This is a genomic window from Brevibacterium siliguriense (assembly GCF_900105315.1).
Classification (GTDB): Bacteria; Actinomycetota; Actinomycetes; order Actinomycetales; family Brevibacteriaceae; genus Brevibacterium; species Brevibacterium siliguriense.
On record NZ_LT629766.1, the window covers coordinates 1,123,155 to 1,139,246 of the forward strand.

General features: G+C 67.5%; 11 protein-coding genes and 1 pseudogene. 10 read left to right on the forward strand and 2 right to left on the reverse strand.

Features of this window, described 5'->3' with window-relative positions:
- Window positions 1-42: 42 nt before the first annotated feature.
- Genes BLU88_RS04855 through BLU88_RS04875 form a run of 5 tightly spaced genes read left to right on the forward strand, consistent with a single transcriptional unit; the run spans window position 43 to window position 8,356 of the window.
- Entirely contained in the window at window positions 43-1,335 is a 1,293-nt protein-coding gene (locus tag BLU88_RS04855; RefSeq protein WP_092010634.1) for a glycosyltransferase family protein, read from the forward strand.
- On the forward strand, window positions 1,325-2,722 hold the full coding sequence (locus tag BLU88_RS04860; protein WP_092010637.1) for a glycosyltransferase family 4 protein: 1,398 nt from the start codon (window positions 1,325-1,327) through the stop codon (window positions 2,720-2,722). Before BLU88_RS04855 ends, BLU88_RS04860 begins: the two co-directional genes overlap by 11 nt.
- On the forward strand, window positions 2,719-4,005 hold the full coding sequence (locus BLU88_RS04865; protein WP_092010640.1) for a glycosyltransferase family 4 protein: 1,287 nt from the start codon (window positions 2,719-2,721) through the stop codon (window positions 4,003-4,005). The genes BLU88_RS04860 and BLU88_RS04865 overlap by 4 nt, the downstream gene beginning before the upstream one ends.
- The gene (locus BLU88_RS04870) at window positions 4,002-5,903 is read left to right on the forward strand and encodes an ABC transporter ATP-binding protein (protein WP_092010643.1); all 1,902 of its coding nucleotides are present in this window, start codon (window positions 4,002-4,004) and stop codon (window positions 5,901-5,903) included. The genes BLU88_RS04865 and BLU88_RS04870 overlap by 4 nt, the downstream gene beginning before the upstream one ends.
- Window positions 5,900-8,356, forward strand: coding sequence for a phosphotransferase (locus tag BLU88_RS04875; RefSeq protein ID WP_092010646.1), 2,457 nt, complete (start codon window positions 5,900-5,902; stop codon window positions 8,354-8,356). Before BLU88_RS04870 ends, BLU88_RS04875 begins: the two co-directional genes overlap by 4 nt.
- Window positions 8,357-8,409: 53 nt before the next feature.
- Here the strand turns inward: BLU88_RS04875 and mgrA are convergent, their stop codons facing one another.
- Window positions 8,410-9,450: an L-glyceraldehyde 3-phosphate reductase gene (mgrA, locus tag BLU88_RS04880; protein WP_092010650.1), complete on the reverse strand. Its 1,041-nt coding sequence runs from the start codon at window positions 9,448-9,450 to the stop codon at window positions 8,410-8,412.
- 113 nt (window positions 9,451-9,563) lie between these two features.
- The gene (locus tag BLU88_RS04885) at window positions 9,564-10,226 is read right to left on the reverse strand and encodes a 4a-hydroxytetrahydrobiopterin dehydratase (protein WP_092010653.1); all 663 of its coding nucleotides are present in this window, start codon (window positions 10,224-10,226) and stop codon (window positions 9,564-9,566) included.
- Window positions 10,227-10,442: 216 nt separating this feature from the next.
- Between BLU88_RS04885 and BLU88_RS04890 the strand changes: the two genes are divergently transcribed.
- From BLU88_RS04890 to BLU88_RS04910, 5 genes and pseudogenes are all read left to right on the forward strand, one after another.
- Window positions 10,443-11,243 carry a GntR family transcriptional regulator gene (locus BLU88_RS04890; RefSeq protein WP_092010656.1) on the forward strand — a complete coding sequence of 267 codons (801 nt, stop codon included), beginning with the start codon at window positions 10,443-10,445 and terminating at the stop codon, window positions 11,241-11,243.
- Window positions 11,244-11,305: 62 nt separating this feature from the next.
- Window positions 11,306-12,483, forward strand: a pseudogene (locus tag BLU88_RS04895) (anhydro-N-acetylmuramic acid kinase).
- Window positions 12,484-12,510: 27 nt separating this feature from the next.
- Window positions 12,511-14,025 (forward strand): sodium:solute symporter, encoded by a 1,515-nt coding sequence (locus BLU88_RS04900; RefSeq protein WP_092010659.1) that lies wholly within the window; start codon window positions 12,511-12,513, stop codon window positions 14,023-14,025.
- Window positions 14,022-14,996 carry an N-acetylmuramic acid 6-phosphate etherase gene (gene murQ / locus BLU88_RS04905; RefSeq protein WP_092010662.1) on the forward strand — a complete coding sequence of 325 codons (975 nt, stop codon included), beginning with the start codon at window positions 14,022-14,024 and terminating at the stop codon, window positions 14,994-14,996. Before BLU88_RS04900 ends, murQ begins: the two co-directional genes overlap by 4 nt.
- Complete coding sequence (locus BLU88_RS04910; protein ID WP_092010665.1) at window positions 14,993-16,054, forward strand: BadF/BadG/BcrA/BcrD ATPase family protein; 1,062 nt, start codon at window positions 14,993-14,995, stop codon at window positions 16,052-16,054. The genes murQ and BLU88_RS04910 overlap by 4 nt, the downstream gene beginning before the upstream one ends.
- Window positions 16,055-16,092 lie beyond the last annotated feature (38 nt).

A 16,092-nucleotide genomic window follows, 5' to 3' on the forward strand; every position in this document is an offset into this window, starting at 1 on the left:
CGTCTTAATCGCATCTTAATCACAGCCGACAAGCTGAGATGTATGAGAAGACGATTGAGAGTCGCACTGTTCTCCCACGACTCGCTGGGACTGGGCCACATCCGCCGCAATCGGGCTCTGGCATTTGCGCTGGCCCGGGACCTGCCGGCACTGACCGGCCGAGAGGTCTCCGGTCTGCTCATCGCCAGCAGTCCTGAGGCCACGCGATTCGACCTGCCGGATGGCTGGGACTGGGTGATCCTGCCCGGAGTCACTCCCGGCCCCGGCGGCTATGTGCCACGGGCGCTCGCCTCCTCGATGCAGGGTCTGCGGGGACTGCGCGCGGCGGCGATCTCGGCGATCCTCGACCAGCAGCGACCCGAGCTCTTCATCGTCGACCGACATCCCTTCGGCATCGGCGGCGAACTCGCCGAGGCGATCGACCAGGTCCGCGATCACGGCTGCCGCACGGTCCTCGGCCTGCGCGAAGTCCTCGATACCCCGTCCGTCATCGATGCCGAATGGGAGAAGGTCGGAGGGCCCGCACGCGTGGCCGATTCCTTCGACGAAGTCTGGATCTACGGTGACCCGGATGTCTACGATCCCCGGGCCACCGGCGAAGTGCCCTCGACGCTGGCGGCCAAAGCCGTCGCCACCGGCTACCTGTCACACAACCGCCCCGACGACGGCGGGATCCCACCAGCCGGCGTTCAGGCGGCAGGGGGAGAATCGGCAGGATTCGAGTCCGAGCGTTTCGTCCTCACCTGCCTCGGCGGGGGATCCGACGGCGGCAGCCTCGCCTCGATCGCCGTGGAATCCGAACCGCCCGACGGCCACCGCCACCTCATCGTCACCGGTCCCCAGATGGACACCGAGGAGTTCGATCGACTGCGTGCGCGTGCCGGTGCGGCCACCACCGTCATCCGCCACTGCGACGACATTCCCGGACTCGTCGCCGCCGCCGAGGCGGTCGTATGCATGGGCGGGTACAACACTCTGGCCGAGCTGATGGCCACTGACACCCCCGCACTCGTCGTCCCCCGCAAGGGGCACCGGGCCGAGCAGCCCAGGCGGGCATTCGCCCTCGCCGCGGCCGGCGCCGTCGATGCCCACACGATCGAGCGCCTCGACGCCGATGTGCTCAGCGAATGGTTCGTCGACAGTGTCGGACGTCTCACCGATCGTTCCCATATCGACCTCACGGGACTGGCCACCGTGCCACGCCTGGCCGCCGAACTCATCGCTGACACCTACACCGAACGGCACTCGACGGTCGCCGACCTCGCCTCCGAACCGGCCGCCGGAACGACCACTAGTTTCCCCACCACACTCGAGGAGACCCGCCATGCTGTCTGACACCACCCCGGCACGCCGATCTGCCGGTCGCCGCGCCTATGTGCTCAAGATGTACCCGCGGTTCTCCGAGACCTTCATCGTCTCCGAGATCCTCGCACGCGAAGCCGCCGGAGAGGACCTCGTGATCTTCTCCCTGCGCCCGAGCACGGACGCCCGCTTCCACCCCGAACTCGCCCGTGTCCGCGCCGAGGTCATCCACATCGACCGGCCCTCGAGCGCCCGCAGCTTCTGGCAGACCTTCGCCGAGGTCGCAGCGGAACCGCGCATGGCTGCGGCAGTGCCGGACCACCTCGGCGACCTCGTGGACCTGGGCCACGATGATGCGATCCAAGCCCTCACCCTCGCCCGTCTGGCGCTCGACCACGATGTGACGCACCTGCACGCACACTTCGCGTCGGTGGCGACGACTGTGGCCCGGGCCGCCTCGGCGCTGACGGGGATCCCGTATTCCTTCACCACGCATGCGAAGGACATCTTCCACGAAGATGTCGTGCTCACCGACCTGGCCCGCAAGACCGCTGATGCGGACCACGTGATCGCAATCAGCGAATTCAACCGCCGCTACCTGACGACCGTGCTCGGACCCGAGCTGGCCGACCGGGTCGTCGTCGTGCGCAACGGCCTCGAACTCGATCGCTTCCCCTACCGGCTCCGGCAGGGAGCAATGGGTGAGGCTCCCTCACTGCTGGCCGTCGGCCGACTCGTCGAGAAGAAGGGATTCACCCACCTCCTCGACGCGCTCGCCCGCCTCCGCGGCGAGGGAACGAGCTGCCACCTCGATCTCGTGGGCACCGGCCCCCTGGAGGAACAGCTGCGCGCGCAGTCCCGCAGGCTCGGACTCGACGACCTCGTCACCTTCCACGGAGCGCTGACCCAGGCCGAGGTCCGTGACATGCTCACCGACCACGACATCCTCGTCGCCCCGTTCGTCATCGGCTCCGACGGCAACGCCGACGGCCTGCCCACCGTGCTGCTGGAGGGCATGGCCACCGGCATTCCCTGCATCGCCGGCACCGTCACCGCGGTGCCCGAGGTCATCGACCACGGCTGCACCGGATGGCTCGTCGACGGCACCGATGTGGCGAACATCGCCTCCACCATCGCCGAGGTGGTCGTCGCATTCCGTACGGATCCCGCCGGAATCCGCGCCGTCACCGATGCCGCCCGTGACCGCGTGAGCCGACTGCACGATTCGACCGTCCAAGCCGAGCAGCTCGGACGTCTCGCGGAGGCGGCCGCCGACCGCGCTGCCAACCGGGCCGGTGCCGCGGGCGGTTCGGCAGGCGCATCCGCCGCCTCCGGAGCCGTCGAACCTCACACCGAGGCCATGGAGACCGACGCAGCGAACACAGTCCCGACGGTCCGTGAGATGGAGTCAGTGTCATGAGAATCGCCTATGTCCTCCTCGACCCCGGCATCGGAGTCTTCGGCACCAAGGGTGCCAGCGTCCATGTCCAGGAAGTCGTGCGCACCTTCCGCGCACTCGGCCACGAGGTCAGCATCTTCTGCACCCGTACCGATGACGATGTGCCCACCGACCTCGCCGATATCGACGTCACCCGACTCGAGGTGCCGCGCGGTCTCGACCGCTCCCAGCGTGAGATCGCCCTGCTGCGCCTGTCCGATTTGCTCGCCGACTTGGTCACGGACACGGTGGCTGCCTCGGGGCAGGGATTCGACCTCGTCTACGAACGCTATTCTCTGTTCTCCACCGCCGGCGCACGGATCAGTCAGCGCCTCGACGTGCCCCTGATCATGGAGGTCAATGCGCCTCTGCTCGAGGAACAGCGGACCCACCGCGGACTCGTCCATGCCGAACATGCGGCCCGCGCCACCGCTGCCGGTTTCGCCGGAGCCGCACGCATCGTCTGCGTGAGCGAACTCGTCGCCGACTGGGTGCGCACCGACTATCCCGGCCTTGACGATGTCAGCGTCGTCCCGAACGGAGTGAACACACAACGCATCACTCCACGCAACGGCGCCGGCTACCTCGGCGATGGAACCTCTCAGCAGCACGGCCCGGTGCGGATCGGGTTCGTCGGCACGCTCAAACCCTGGCACGGCACGGATCGGCTCATCGCCGCCTGCGCCGGACTGGTCGGGGACTTCCGCGTCGACATCGTCGGCCACGGTCCCGAAGCCGAGGCGCTCGAGAACCAAGTGCGCAGGCTCGGGCTGGGACGGCACGTACGCTTCCACGGAGCGCTGGCGCCGGAAGCCGTGCCAGAGGCGCTGCGCGAGTTCGATATCGCGGTCGCCCCGTACCCGGCGGGTGAGAACTACTTCTCACCTCTCAAAGTCTACGAATACTTGGCGGCAGGGCTGCCGGTCATCGCATCAGGCGTCGGCGCGATCCCCGGCTTACTCGCAGACACCGGGGCCGCGATCCTCACCGATCCGGCCGACACCACGGACCTCACCCGCGCTCTGCAGAGACTCATCGACGACGCCGAACTGCGGGCGACGATGGGTGGGAGAGCTCGGGAAGAGGCTCTGACCAGCCATTCCTGGACCCGCCGGTGCCAACAGATCCTCGCGCCGGTGACAGGCACTACCGCGGTCGAAACTGCAGCCGGTGAAACCGTTGCTGCCGTCGAAACCGGTGCCGCACCCATCGATGAGGGCCCGTCCGTGTCGGGACGGCGCCCCGCCTCGGCGGTGAGAGCATGAGCTCGAAGAAGCTCACTGCGTCGGCGCTGCGGCGGACCCTGCGGATCATCCGCCCGCACCTGCGCCGGCACACCTGGCTGATCATCGGTGGGTTGGCCGCACTGCTGGCCGATGTCGTCTTCCGCATCCTCGAACCGTGGCCGATCAAGATCGCCGTCGACGCCGTGACCGCTGCCCTCGGTGCTCAGATTGCACCGACGTTCGGGCTCGAAGCCGGAGTGGGCACGACGCTCGCTGTCGTGGCAATCGGACTCGCCGTCATCGTCGGCGGCCGGGCCGCGGCGAATTACGCCTCGACGATCTGCTTCGCCCTCGTCGGCGCCCGCGTGGCCACCCAGCTGCGCTCCCGCGTGTTCGACCACGTCCAATCCCTGTCGCTGCGCTACCACTCGAAGGCGTCGATCGGAGACACCTCGCAGCGACTCGTCGGTGACATCGGACGGCTGCAGGAGGTCGCCGTCACCGCAGGTCTGCCCCTGGTCGGCAACGTCATCACCCTCGCCGTCCTCCTTGTCGTCATGGTCGTCCTCGACCCGGTGCTCAGCGCCATCGTGCTCATCACCGCCGCGATCTACGGACTGCTGTCGAAAGCGGCGACCCCGAAGATCACGAAGGCCTCCCGATCCACCCGCAAGGGGGAGGGACGACTGGTCGGATCCGCAGCCGAGGCGCTCGGAGCCATCCGCGTCGTCCAAGCCTACGGACTCGAGAAGATCGTGGCCCGCGACTTCGCCGACGGCAACGAACGCGCCCTCAAAGCCGGGGTGAGGGCCCGCCGTCTGGCCGCCGGACTCGAACGGTCCACCGATGTCCTCGTCGGCATCTCGCAGGCCCTCGTGCTCGCGTTCGGCGGGTGGCAGGTGCTGCGTGGGGCGATGTCCCCGGGCGACCTCGTCCTCTTCCTCCTCTACCTCAAGATCGCGATGAAACCGCTGCGGGACATGGCCAAGTACACCGGCCGCATCGCTCGCGCGGCCGCCTCGGGGGAGAGGATCGCCGACCTCCTCGACGAACCCGTCGAGATCGCCGATGCCCCCGACGCCGTGACCATGGGTCCGGTCTGCGGTGACGTCGTCTTCAACCGCGTCACCTCGACCGACGGCCATGGGCGCCCCCTGTTCGATGAGCTCGACCTGCTCATTCCGGCGGGCCAGAAGATCGGCATCCTCGGTGCCTCGGGGGCAGGAAAATCGACTCTGATGAGCTACCTGCTGCGGCTGTCTCAGTCGGACTCAGGGACGATCTACCTCGACGGCTACGACACCCACAATGTCACTCGTGCCTCCCTGCGGCAGAACGTGTCTGTCCTCCTCCAGGAATCCGTGCTCTTCGCTGCGAGCGTGCGCGAGAACATCCGCTACGGTCGGCTCGACGCCACCGACGCCGAGGTGGTCGCCGCCGCCCGTGCGGCGCGTGCCGATGAGTTCATCCGCTCCCTTCCCGACGGCTACGACACCGTGCTCGGCAACCGTGGGGACACGCTCTCGGGAGGGCAGCGGCAGCGTCTGGCCATCGCCCGGGCCCTCGTCCGCGAAGCCCCGGTCGTCGTCTTCGACGAAGCGACGACAGGACTCGACCCACAGACCCGCGCCGAGGTGGCCGACTCCGTGTCCGCACTGACACAGGGACGCACGAGCATCGTCATCAGCCACGACGTGGCGATGATCCGCGGACTCGACCGCGTGGTGTGGCTCGAGGACGGACGGATCGTCGAGGACGGGGCACCGAGCGAACTGGCCGCGGCCGCGGACTCACGCTTCTCCCGTTGGATCCGCTCGCAGGCCGACGACGCCGGCAGCGTGCCAGGACGGGAGTGGGCTGCGGTGGAGTCGGCGCCACGTCTCACCGAGCCGCACACCGGCGGCAGCTCACCACGCTACGCAGGAGCCTCATCATGACCGCATCGATCTCCGATCCAGTGGGCGACTGTGTGGACACACGGTTCGCCCTGCTGCCCTATATCGACGAACTGCGATCGGCCGAGGGCCTCTCCCGGCGTCTCGGCTTCGCGGTTCGGCCCCGCCGGATCCGTGTCAAACCGGGGCAGAGCGCCATCGTCGCGTGGCAGCGGGAGGAGCGCGGCCGCCTCGGCGAGTTCGAGGACTGGGGTTTCACTGCGGTGATGACGAGTCCGGACAAGCTCGCCAATGCGCGACGGCGGGCCGCTCGGCACGGGCAGGAACTGACTGTCCACGAGGCGGCCGACTCGCTTTCGGTTGGCGACCCCTGTGCGGCTGGCGCGACCGGCGCCGTGCTGGTCAGCGGCGGCGTGTTGGCTGACCCCAGGATCGGCAAGCAAGTCGCGCGGACGCTCGACCACCTCGGCGGGGATCTGGAGATCATCGGATACAACCCTGCCAGGCGGCTGCTGCTCAAGCACACCCCGGTCGACGGGGTGCCGGAGCTCGTGAGGATCGCCGCCGAATCCCAGGTCCACCTCGCTGAGGCGGCCGAACGGTGGAAGCGGGCGGAGCTGCCGAGCCTGCCGGTCGAGTTCGTCGGAGGGCATGACACGGCCACCCGCTCGCCCTGGTGGGGGGCCGGTGACCTGCGTAATCGCCCGGATCCGAATATCGCCGAGGAGGTCGGCGTGATCATCGCCGAACTGCACAGAACCGCTGCGGCAGGCCACGACGGTCCGGCAGATCACGTGGGCCGACCGGTAACGGAAGCGGGCGGTCCGGCAGAAAGCGCGGCCACCTCGGCGGGGGAGGACGGAGGTGCGATCGGCTCTCCGATCTCCCAACTCGAGACCGTCAGCCGGTCACTGGTTCGCCTGCTCCCGGAGCGGGAGACGGACATCGCTGGACTGCTTGCCGAACTGAGCCGACGCCTCGGGGCGAGCCGGGAACTGCGGGAGATCCATGGCGACCTCAGCCCCGACCAGGTGCTTCTGGCGAATTCCGAGTGCCGGATCATCGACCTCGATCGAACCGGGTATGGGCCGGTCGGGGTGGATCTGGGGCGGTGGATCGCTGCCTGCCGAGTCGACCCCGAGTTGAATGGACTCGAACGGTCGTTCCTCGACGGCTACCGTTGCGCGGGCGGCGAGGTGGGCGACCTGGGTGCCTGGACGGCATGGGCGATGCTCGTGGCCGCACTCGGACCATGGCGCAGCTGCTCGGCGACCTGGAGAGACGAGACCAAGAGGATCGTCGACCTCGCACGCTCCGCTCTGGACGGGAACCTAACGACGACGCAGACCGTGAGGAAGCCCGGTGAGACGAAGCGGGCCACGGCTAGGGCTCCAGCTCTGCACATTCCCGATGCAGTGACGATCGACGGACAGGATCGGACCGTGCGTCGGGCCTGGCCTGCCGGCGACGGCCGTATCGCGTGGGAGGCGGTGCTTCCAGACTTCGGAATCCGGGTCGGGTACCTCGACGAACACGGTGTGAGGGTCCTCGACGTGGATCGCGACCAGAAGCTGCCGGGACTCGCTGGGTTGCTCGAATCAGGGGGCACGCTGGTTTCTCACCGGCCAGGCAGACGCGCCGTCGTGCGCCTGGCCGACGGCAGCTTCGCCAAATGTGTCCGCGACGGAAAGGCCTCCGACATCCTCGCAGGTCAGCGCAGGGCGGCCGGGTTCCTTCGCGGCTTCGCCCTCCCGCAGGTCCTCCGGTCCGATTCCTCGACCGTTGTGCTCGGCGCGGTGCCCGGAATCGAACTCCACGAGCCCGTCGAACTCGGCACGGATTGGTCTCGTGCCTGGGCCGAAACCCTCGACGCCTGGGCTCATGCAGAGGCGCGCCTGTCGCCGGTGGCGTACTCATCGTCGATGCCGATCCATGATGCTGCGGCCGAGGTCGAGGTTCTCCATAACTGGCGTGAGCGCGCTCGCCCCCTGCTCGAAACCGCGGTCAGCGCGCGGGCACAGACGCTGCACCAGGCGCCGCCACTGCACCAGACGCAGACCCTGCTGGCGGATCTGGACGCACTCCTCGCGGAGATCGCGGCCGAACTCGACGACGGGGCCGCCTCGGCGAGGGAAAAATCGATCGGACTCATCCACCGGGATCTGCACGACAAGCAGATCATGTGGGACCCGATCGCCGGACCGGGACTGCTCGACGTCGACACGGCGTGCCTGGGTGAACGCGCACTCGATCTCGGCAACCTCCGCGCGCACGCCCGATGGCGCACCGCGCAGGGACTGTGGACCCCTGCCGAGTCGGCCGTGGTCATCGACGAGATCGCCCGGGTCGCCTCGGTGACAGGGATCGACCCGGCCAGGGTGAGCGCATATGAAAGGGCCACCCTCATTCGGCTCGCCTGCGTCTACGCTTTCCGGCCGCCTTGGCACGACCGGATCGGGTGGCTGCTCGAAACGGCACGGTCACTGCGGGACTGAGGAAATGGGCGCAGCGGGGCTGGCGCAGTCGTCCTATCGGCCGCGTCGTCGCCTCACTCGGCGGTGCTGCGGCGGGCGTCTCCCCAGATGTCGACGCCGGAATCGACGGCGAACTCGTCAATCGCCCTCAGCTCTTCATCGCTCAAGGGCGCGGCGTCGAGGGCCGCGACATTGTGCTCGAGCTGTTCGACCCGGCTGGCTCCGATGACCAGCGACGACACTCGCTCATCGCGCAGCGCCCAGGCCAACGCCATCTGAGCCAGGGACTGACCGCGGGCAGCGGCGATGTCGTTCAGCGACCGGATCCGGGAGAGGTTGTCGGCGCTGAGGAACCCGTCCTTGAACGACGGCTTCGCCTTTCCGGCCCGCGAATCGTCTGGAACTCCACCGAGATACTTGTCCGTGAGCAGGCCCTGGGCGAGCGGGGAGAAGCAGATGACGCCGAGTCCCTCGTCGTCCGTGGTCGCGAGCAGCCCGTCATCTTCGATCCACCGGTTGATCATCGAGTACGACGGCTGGTGGATGAGCAGGGGAGTGCCCAGGTCGCGAGCGATCTGCGAAGCCCGGGCCGTATCGGCTGCCGAGTATGAGGAGATGCCTGCGTAGAGGGCACGACCCGACCGCACCGCGGTGTCGAGCGCGCCTATCGTCTCCTCGAGAGGCGTCGAAGCATCGGGGCGGTGGGAGTAGAAGATGTCGACATAGTCGAGGCCCATCCGGCGCAAGGACGCATCAAGGCTGGCCAGCAGGTATTTGCGGCTGCCGCCGGGACCACCATAGGGGCCGCCGTGCATGTTCCAGCCAGCCTTCGTCGAGATGATGAGCTCATCGCGGTAGGGGTGGAGGTCTTCGCGCAGCAGTCGGCCGAAGTTCGTCTCCGCCGAGCCCGGAGGCGGACCGTAGTTGTTCGCCAGGTCGAAGTGCGCGATGCCCATGTCGAAGGCCCGACGGACGATGTCGCGTTGGTTCTGGAAAGCGACGTCGTCGCCGAAGTTGTGCCACAGTCCCAGCGACAGGGCGGGAAGGACGAGTCCGGACCGGCCGACCGGGCGGAAGGTCATCGAATCGTAGCGGTTCTCGGCGGCTTGGTACACGCGTCCTCCTGGGTTGCACGAATGTCTGTGCTCTCAGCCTAGTATGCGTGGACGCAGCCAGAGAGCCGCCGCTGTTCTATCCGGCAGCGTCCTGATGACCGCCGGCGGCGAAGTCAGGATCGTCCGGCCAGCGTGCACACGCATGCACGATTGCCGTCGGCATCGGAAAGGACGGTGAACGACGGCGCCTGGGACTCGTCGACGATCGTGCCTCCGGCATCCACCGCGGCCTTGATCCGTTCCGGTGCGACCGCCGCCGGCACGGAGACGTCGACGTGCAGACGCTGGTGCGGAACCTCGTGCTCTTCGCAGTCCTGGAACCACAGCAGCGGCATCTGCCCGGCGGGATCTGTGACGTCAGGTCCGGAGACGTTGCTTGCATCCCCGGTCAGGAGCGCCGCCCAGAACGGGGCGATGGCCTCCTTGTTCGCAGTGTCGAGACCGAGCTCGAGCAGCGCGGGGACACTCGGGTCCGCCTCCACCCCCGCCGAGGCGGCCAGCTGGCTGATCTGCCCAGCGAGGTTGAGGTCGCGTTCGGTCACGGCGCCGGTGTCGTGGCTGGTCAGTCGGATGTCGACGTGCGGGAACGTCAGGGTCACATCGGGATGGTGGCCCGCTTCCTCGGCGCGCTCGCCGATGCGTGCGACGAGGTCGAGCCCAGTTGCGAAGTCGCCGGTGAGGAACCGGGCGCCGATGCAGTCCGGCAGGCCCTGCCAGTCGCCGAGTCCCTTGGAGTCGAGCGCGTCGAGCAGCTTCTGTCCGGTATATGCAGTCATGGCTTCATGCTAAGGACTTTCTGTTCCCGCGTGAACCCCTCTGCCTCCACCGAATGAGGCATCGCACGGGCTGCAAGTGCGTCGATCAAGCGCAAGCGCGGAAATCGCGTCGTCGGCGACGACATATCCGCGCCAACCTTTGAGCGACCGGAAGCCGCAGCTCAAAGTAGACCAGTGGTCTTGATTTCGTGATGTGTCCTGTGCCTCAATAGGGGTGTGACGAAATTCCATGCGATCCGCGACCAGCTCCTCGACCGACTCGAGGGCATGGCCGCCGGTGAGCAGTTCCCGCCAGAACGACAGCTCGCCGAGACCCTGGGCATCTCGCGGATGACCCTGCGCCGAGCCATCGACGAACTCGTCGCCAAGGGCATGGTCCGCAGACGTCACGGCACGGGCGTGTTCGCCCTCGGCCCGAAACTCGACCAGCCGCTGGCAGCAAGCTCCTTCACCGAAGACATGATCGCCCGCGGAATGCGCCCCGGGTCCCATATCCTCAGCTTCGACACCGCTCCGGCAGGTGCTCATATCGCCCGGAGACTCCACATCGCTGAAGGTGATCGGGTCATTGCGATCCTGCGTCTGCGCCTGGCCGATGACGAACCGATCGCCCTTGAAGAACTCCACGTCCCCTCAGCCCTCGTCCCGGGGCTGAGCGCCGACGACCTCGAGAACCAGTCCTTCTACGAACTGCTGCGCCGCAACTTCGGCATCAGCCTCAACCACAGCGTGCAGACGATCGAACCGACCCTCCTCGACGCAGGCGAAGCTCAACACCTCGGCGTCGACGAACTCTCACCGGCACTGCTGTTCGAGCGCATCTCCCGCGGCGCCGACGACCGGCCATTCGAATTCGTCCGCTCCGTCTACCGCGGCGACCGGTACAAGGTCCGCACCGAACTCACCATCCCCGCCCCGCCGGTCACCAGTCTGACGGTTCCAGCCGACGCCGACCCCACCACAGACGCCGCTCCCACATCCACAGTCCCCGCACACACAGGAGGAGAGCAGCCATGATCATCGCCGGACTCATGACCGGAACCTCCGCCGATGGCCTCGACCTCGTCATCGCCGAATTCATGCCCGACCCCACCGTCGGCTCCGACCTCGTCGGCGCGGATCCCACCACACTGACCGTGCGGATCCTCGCCGAACGCGAAACCCCGTTCGACGTCGAACTCTCCGCCGACATCCTCCGCCTCCTCGAACCCGCCGACATTCCGCTGTCCCTGGTCAGCAGCATCGACGCCCGGCTCGGACGCTTCTGTGCCGAAGCTCTGTCCGAACTCTGCACCGCCCATGACCTTTCACCCGACCTCGTCGTCAGCCACGGACAGACGGTCAGACACGACATCACCGACGGACAGGTCACCTCGACCCTCCAGCTCGGGCAGCCGGCCTTCATCGCCGAACGACTGGGCGTTCCAGTGCTCTCCGATGTCCGCTCCCGCGACGTCGCGGCCGGGGACAGGGAGCCCCGCTCGTCGGGCTGCTCGATTCCCTTTTGCTCTCCGACGTCGAGGCTCCGACCGCAGTGCTCAACCTCGGCGGAATCGCGAACATCACCGTCATCACTCCCGGTCAGGACCCCATCGCCTTCGACACCGGCCCGGCCAACGCCCTCATCGACATCCTCGCCCGCCGCATCACCGACGGCCGGCAGAGCTATGACCGCGATGGCGCACTCGCCGCAGCCGGCACCGTCGACGATGACCTGCTCACCGCGCTCCTCACCGAGCCCTTCTACGGACGCCCGGCCCCGAAATCGACCGGCAAGGAACTCTTCCACGCCGCCTATCTCGATTCATTCCTCGAATCCCATCCCCACCTCGGCGAGCATGATCAGATCGCCACGGTCACAGCGCTGACCGCGCGCACCATCGCCGAGGCGCTCCGACTTCACGAAGTCACCACCGTCATCGCCTCGGGAGGTGGGACGAGGAATCCGGAACTCATGCGCCGCCTCGGCGAGGAACTGGGCGAGGGCGTGACTCTCACGAGCACGGATGACGCTTTCGGACTGCCCGAAGGAAGCAAGGAAGCGCTGCTCATGTCTCTCCTCGGATGGCTGAGCTGGCACGGACTCGACGGCACCGCGCCGAGCCTGACCGGGGCGACCGGACCGCGTATCGCGGGTCGGTTCACTCCCGGTGACGGGCCGCTGCACCTGCCCGAACCCCTCCACCGACGGCCCACCCGGCTGAGGCTGACGGACGCAAACTCACCGACGGAACCCGACACACTCCACACCCCCTAACAAGACACCCCCAACAAGGAGAGACCAATGCAGATCATCGACCTCCTGGTGATCATCGCCTATCTCGTCGCGACGGCGTGGCTGGGACTGGCGCTGAGCGGAAAGCAGAGCAGCCTCAAGGGCTACTTCCTCGGCGGGCGCGACCTGCCGTGGTGGGCCGTCTGCCTGTCCGTCGTCGCCACTGAGACGAGCGCACTCACCGTCATCGGCATCCCCGTCATGAGCTACCTCGGCGACCTCAACTACCTGCAGCTGGGACTCGGCTACATCCTCGGCCGCGTCATCGTCGCCTACTTCATGCTGCCGCGCTACTACGACGGTGAGATGATCACCGCCTACGCCTACCTCGGCAAACGCTTCGGCCAGTCGACGCAGACCACGGCCGGCGTGACGTTCCTCTTCACCCGACTGCTCGCCGACGGCATCCGCGTGCTCGCCGCGGCCATCCCGCTCAAGGTCATCCTCGACGGGCTCGGCATCCACACGAACTACTTCGTCATCATCGTCGTCCTCTCGCTGGTCACGATCGTGTACACGTTCATCGGCGGTATCAAGGCCGTGGTCTGGGTCGACGTGGCACAGATGATCCTCTACGTCCTCGGCGGGATCCTCGCGATCATCATCATCTCCGCATCGATCGGCGGTGGCTGGTTCGCCGAGGCGGTCGAAGCCGGAAAGACGAATATCTTCGTCTTCGAGGGCAATCCGATCTCTGCAGACACCTCGTTCATTCCCTCGGTGCTCGGCGGTGCCGTGTTCGCCATGGCCTCGCACGGGTCCGATCAGCTCATCGTTCAGCGGCTGCTGTCGTGCCGGTCGAAGATCGAGGCGCAGAAGGCCCTCATCACCTCGGGCTTCGTCGTGGTCGTTCAGTTCGCGATCTTCCTCCTCGTCGGACTGGCGCTGTGGGCGTACTACGATCACGCGCTGCCGGCAGACCTCGGTCTGACCCGCGACGACGAGATCTTCCCGCTGTTCATCATCGAAGGCCTGCCCACGGGAATCTCCGGACTGATGCTGGCCGGCATCCTCGCCGCCGCGATGTCGACGCTGTCCTCGTCGCTGTCGGCCCTGTCGTCATCGACGGTCAACGACGTGTACGCGAAGTTCAAACGCACCCCGATGACCGACGAGCAGGGATTCAAGGTCGGCCGCTGGGCGACGATCGGCTGGGGCATCGCGTTCATCCTGCCCGCTACGGTCTTCGAATCCGACTCCGGCAACATCGTCATCCTCGCACTCGGCATCGCCGGAATCACCTACGGCGGTCTGCTCGGTGCCTTCGTCTTCGGCATCGTCAACAAACGGGCCCGGGCCGTCGATGCGAACATCGCCTTCGCCCTCGCCGTGGCCGTCAACGCGTTCTTCTTCGTCATGGAGAAGTACGTCACCGGAGAGGTATGGGTGGCGTGGCAGTGGTACCCGCTGCTCGGCATCATCGTCACCTTCATCGTCGGCGGCCTGCTCGGCCTGCGCCACAAGACGAAGGTCGTCGAAGAGCCCACCACCCCCGCCGAGGCGGAAGGAAGCACCCGTCCATGACCTCCTTCCAGCGTCCCCTGTCGCCGACCGAGCAACGCAATCCCGCCAGCTCCGGACTCGATGACCTCGACACCCTCGGGGTGCTGCGGGTCCTCAACACCGAAGACCGCGCCGTCATCGATGCGGTCGCCGCCGCCCTGCCGCAGCTGGCCGAACTCGTCGACATCGCGGCGGAACGAATGCGCCGAGGCGGCCGTGTCCACTACTTCGGTGCGGGCACCTCGGGGCGGTTGGGTGTCCTCGACGCGAGCGAACTGCTGCCGACGTTCAACCTCGAGCCGGGCCGGGTCATCGGACATATCGCCGGAGGTCAGGCGGCGTTGGTCAACGCCGTCGAGAACGCCGAGGACTCCGGTGCTGACGGATCTGCGGCTGGTGCGGAGCTCGGACCCGATGACGTGGCCATCGGCATCGCAGCGAGCGGGTCGACCCCGTACGTCGGCGGGGCGCTCGATGCGGCACGGGCGAACGGCGCCCACACGGTGCTCATCTCGAACAATCCGCACGCCTCCCTGGCCGAAAAGGCCGATGACCATATCGTGCTCGACACCGGTCCCGAGGTGATCACCGGATCCACCCGCCTCAAAGCCGGCACCGCGCAGAAGCTCACCCTCAACGGGTTCTCGACCGCGCTCATGGTCGCCCTCGGCCGCACCTGGGATAACCTCATGGTCTCGGTCGTCGCGACGAACGCGAAGCTGCGCGAACGCACCGTGCGCATCCTCCGCGAAGCAGCCGACCTGGGCGATGCCGACGCGCGGGCTCTGCTCGAGAGCTGCGACGGCGATCTCAAGACCGCCATCGTCGTCTCCTTCACCGAGGCGGCCCCCGCCCTGGCCGGGTCGACCTTGGAGACCCATGACGGATCGGTCAGGGCCGCGATCGCCGAACTCGTCGGAACACGTGCGCACTCCGAAGCTGGTCAGGCCTCCGGGGCGGACGACGCCGGCCCGGGTACCGTGGGCACATGAGCCAGATCCTCGGCATCGACATCGGCGGCACCGGCAGCCGGGCCGCGCTCGGCGAGAGCGATGATTCGGGTTCCGTCCCGCGCATCGTCGAGCAGCTCATCGGCCCGCGCATCGAGATCGGGTCGAACGGCAGCACTGTCCTCGACGTGGTCCGCGAGGTCGTGACCTCGGCCGCGGAGACATGGCACGAACGGTTCTCCGAAGTCAGTGGAATCGGCATCGGTGCGACCGGCATCGCCTCCCTCGCCGAAGATCCTTCCGTTGTCCTGGCGGAGATCTCGGCCGAGCTCGGGGTGCCGGCGGTCGCGGCCATCGATGCCGTCACCGCCCACCTCGGCGCTCTCGGTGGGACCGGCGGGGCAATTACCGTGCTCGGTACGGGAGCGATCGCCATCGCTCACCCGGGGCCGGACGCTTCGGGCAGATGGTCGGACAATTGGTCACGCGCAGATGGCTGGGGGCACCTCTTCGGCGATCGCGGGGGAGGAGCCTGGCTCGGCCGTCAGGGCCTCGAACTCGCTCTGCGCACTCATGACGGACTCGACGAACGAGGGCGTGCGCTGCTCGAAGCGGGCACTCGACGTTTCGGACCATCCACCTCGTGGCCGGGTCAGTTCTATACCCGCAACGATCGGGCCGGACTGCTCGCCGAATTCGCCGTCGACATCGCCGAAGCGGCTCGCGCCGGCGACGCAGCGTCGGCCGACCTGCTCCGCAGCGCCGGTGAGGAGGCCGCGCGCAGTGCGCTCGCTGCAAGTCGAACTGCCCACCGAATCGACGCTTCGTCGACGTCGGCCCCTGCCGACGGCACCCCGCCTTCTGCTGCCGCATCTGCAGACTATCGAAGTGCAGATGAACCCGTGCGCATCGCTCTCACCGGGGGACTCGCAGCTGCGGGAGACCATCTCGTTGAGGGATTCCGCACCGAAACCGGACACCTGGACCCGAACGCCACCATCGTCGAACCCGCAGGCGGACCCCTCGTCGGGGCACTCACTCTCGGCCGCCTCGGTGCCGGTGGGAAGCTGAGCGCGCAGGACAGGGTCATCTGGACCTGACAGAGTGCCGGTCAACGCGAAACTCGAAACAGTCGTCT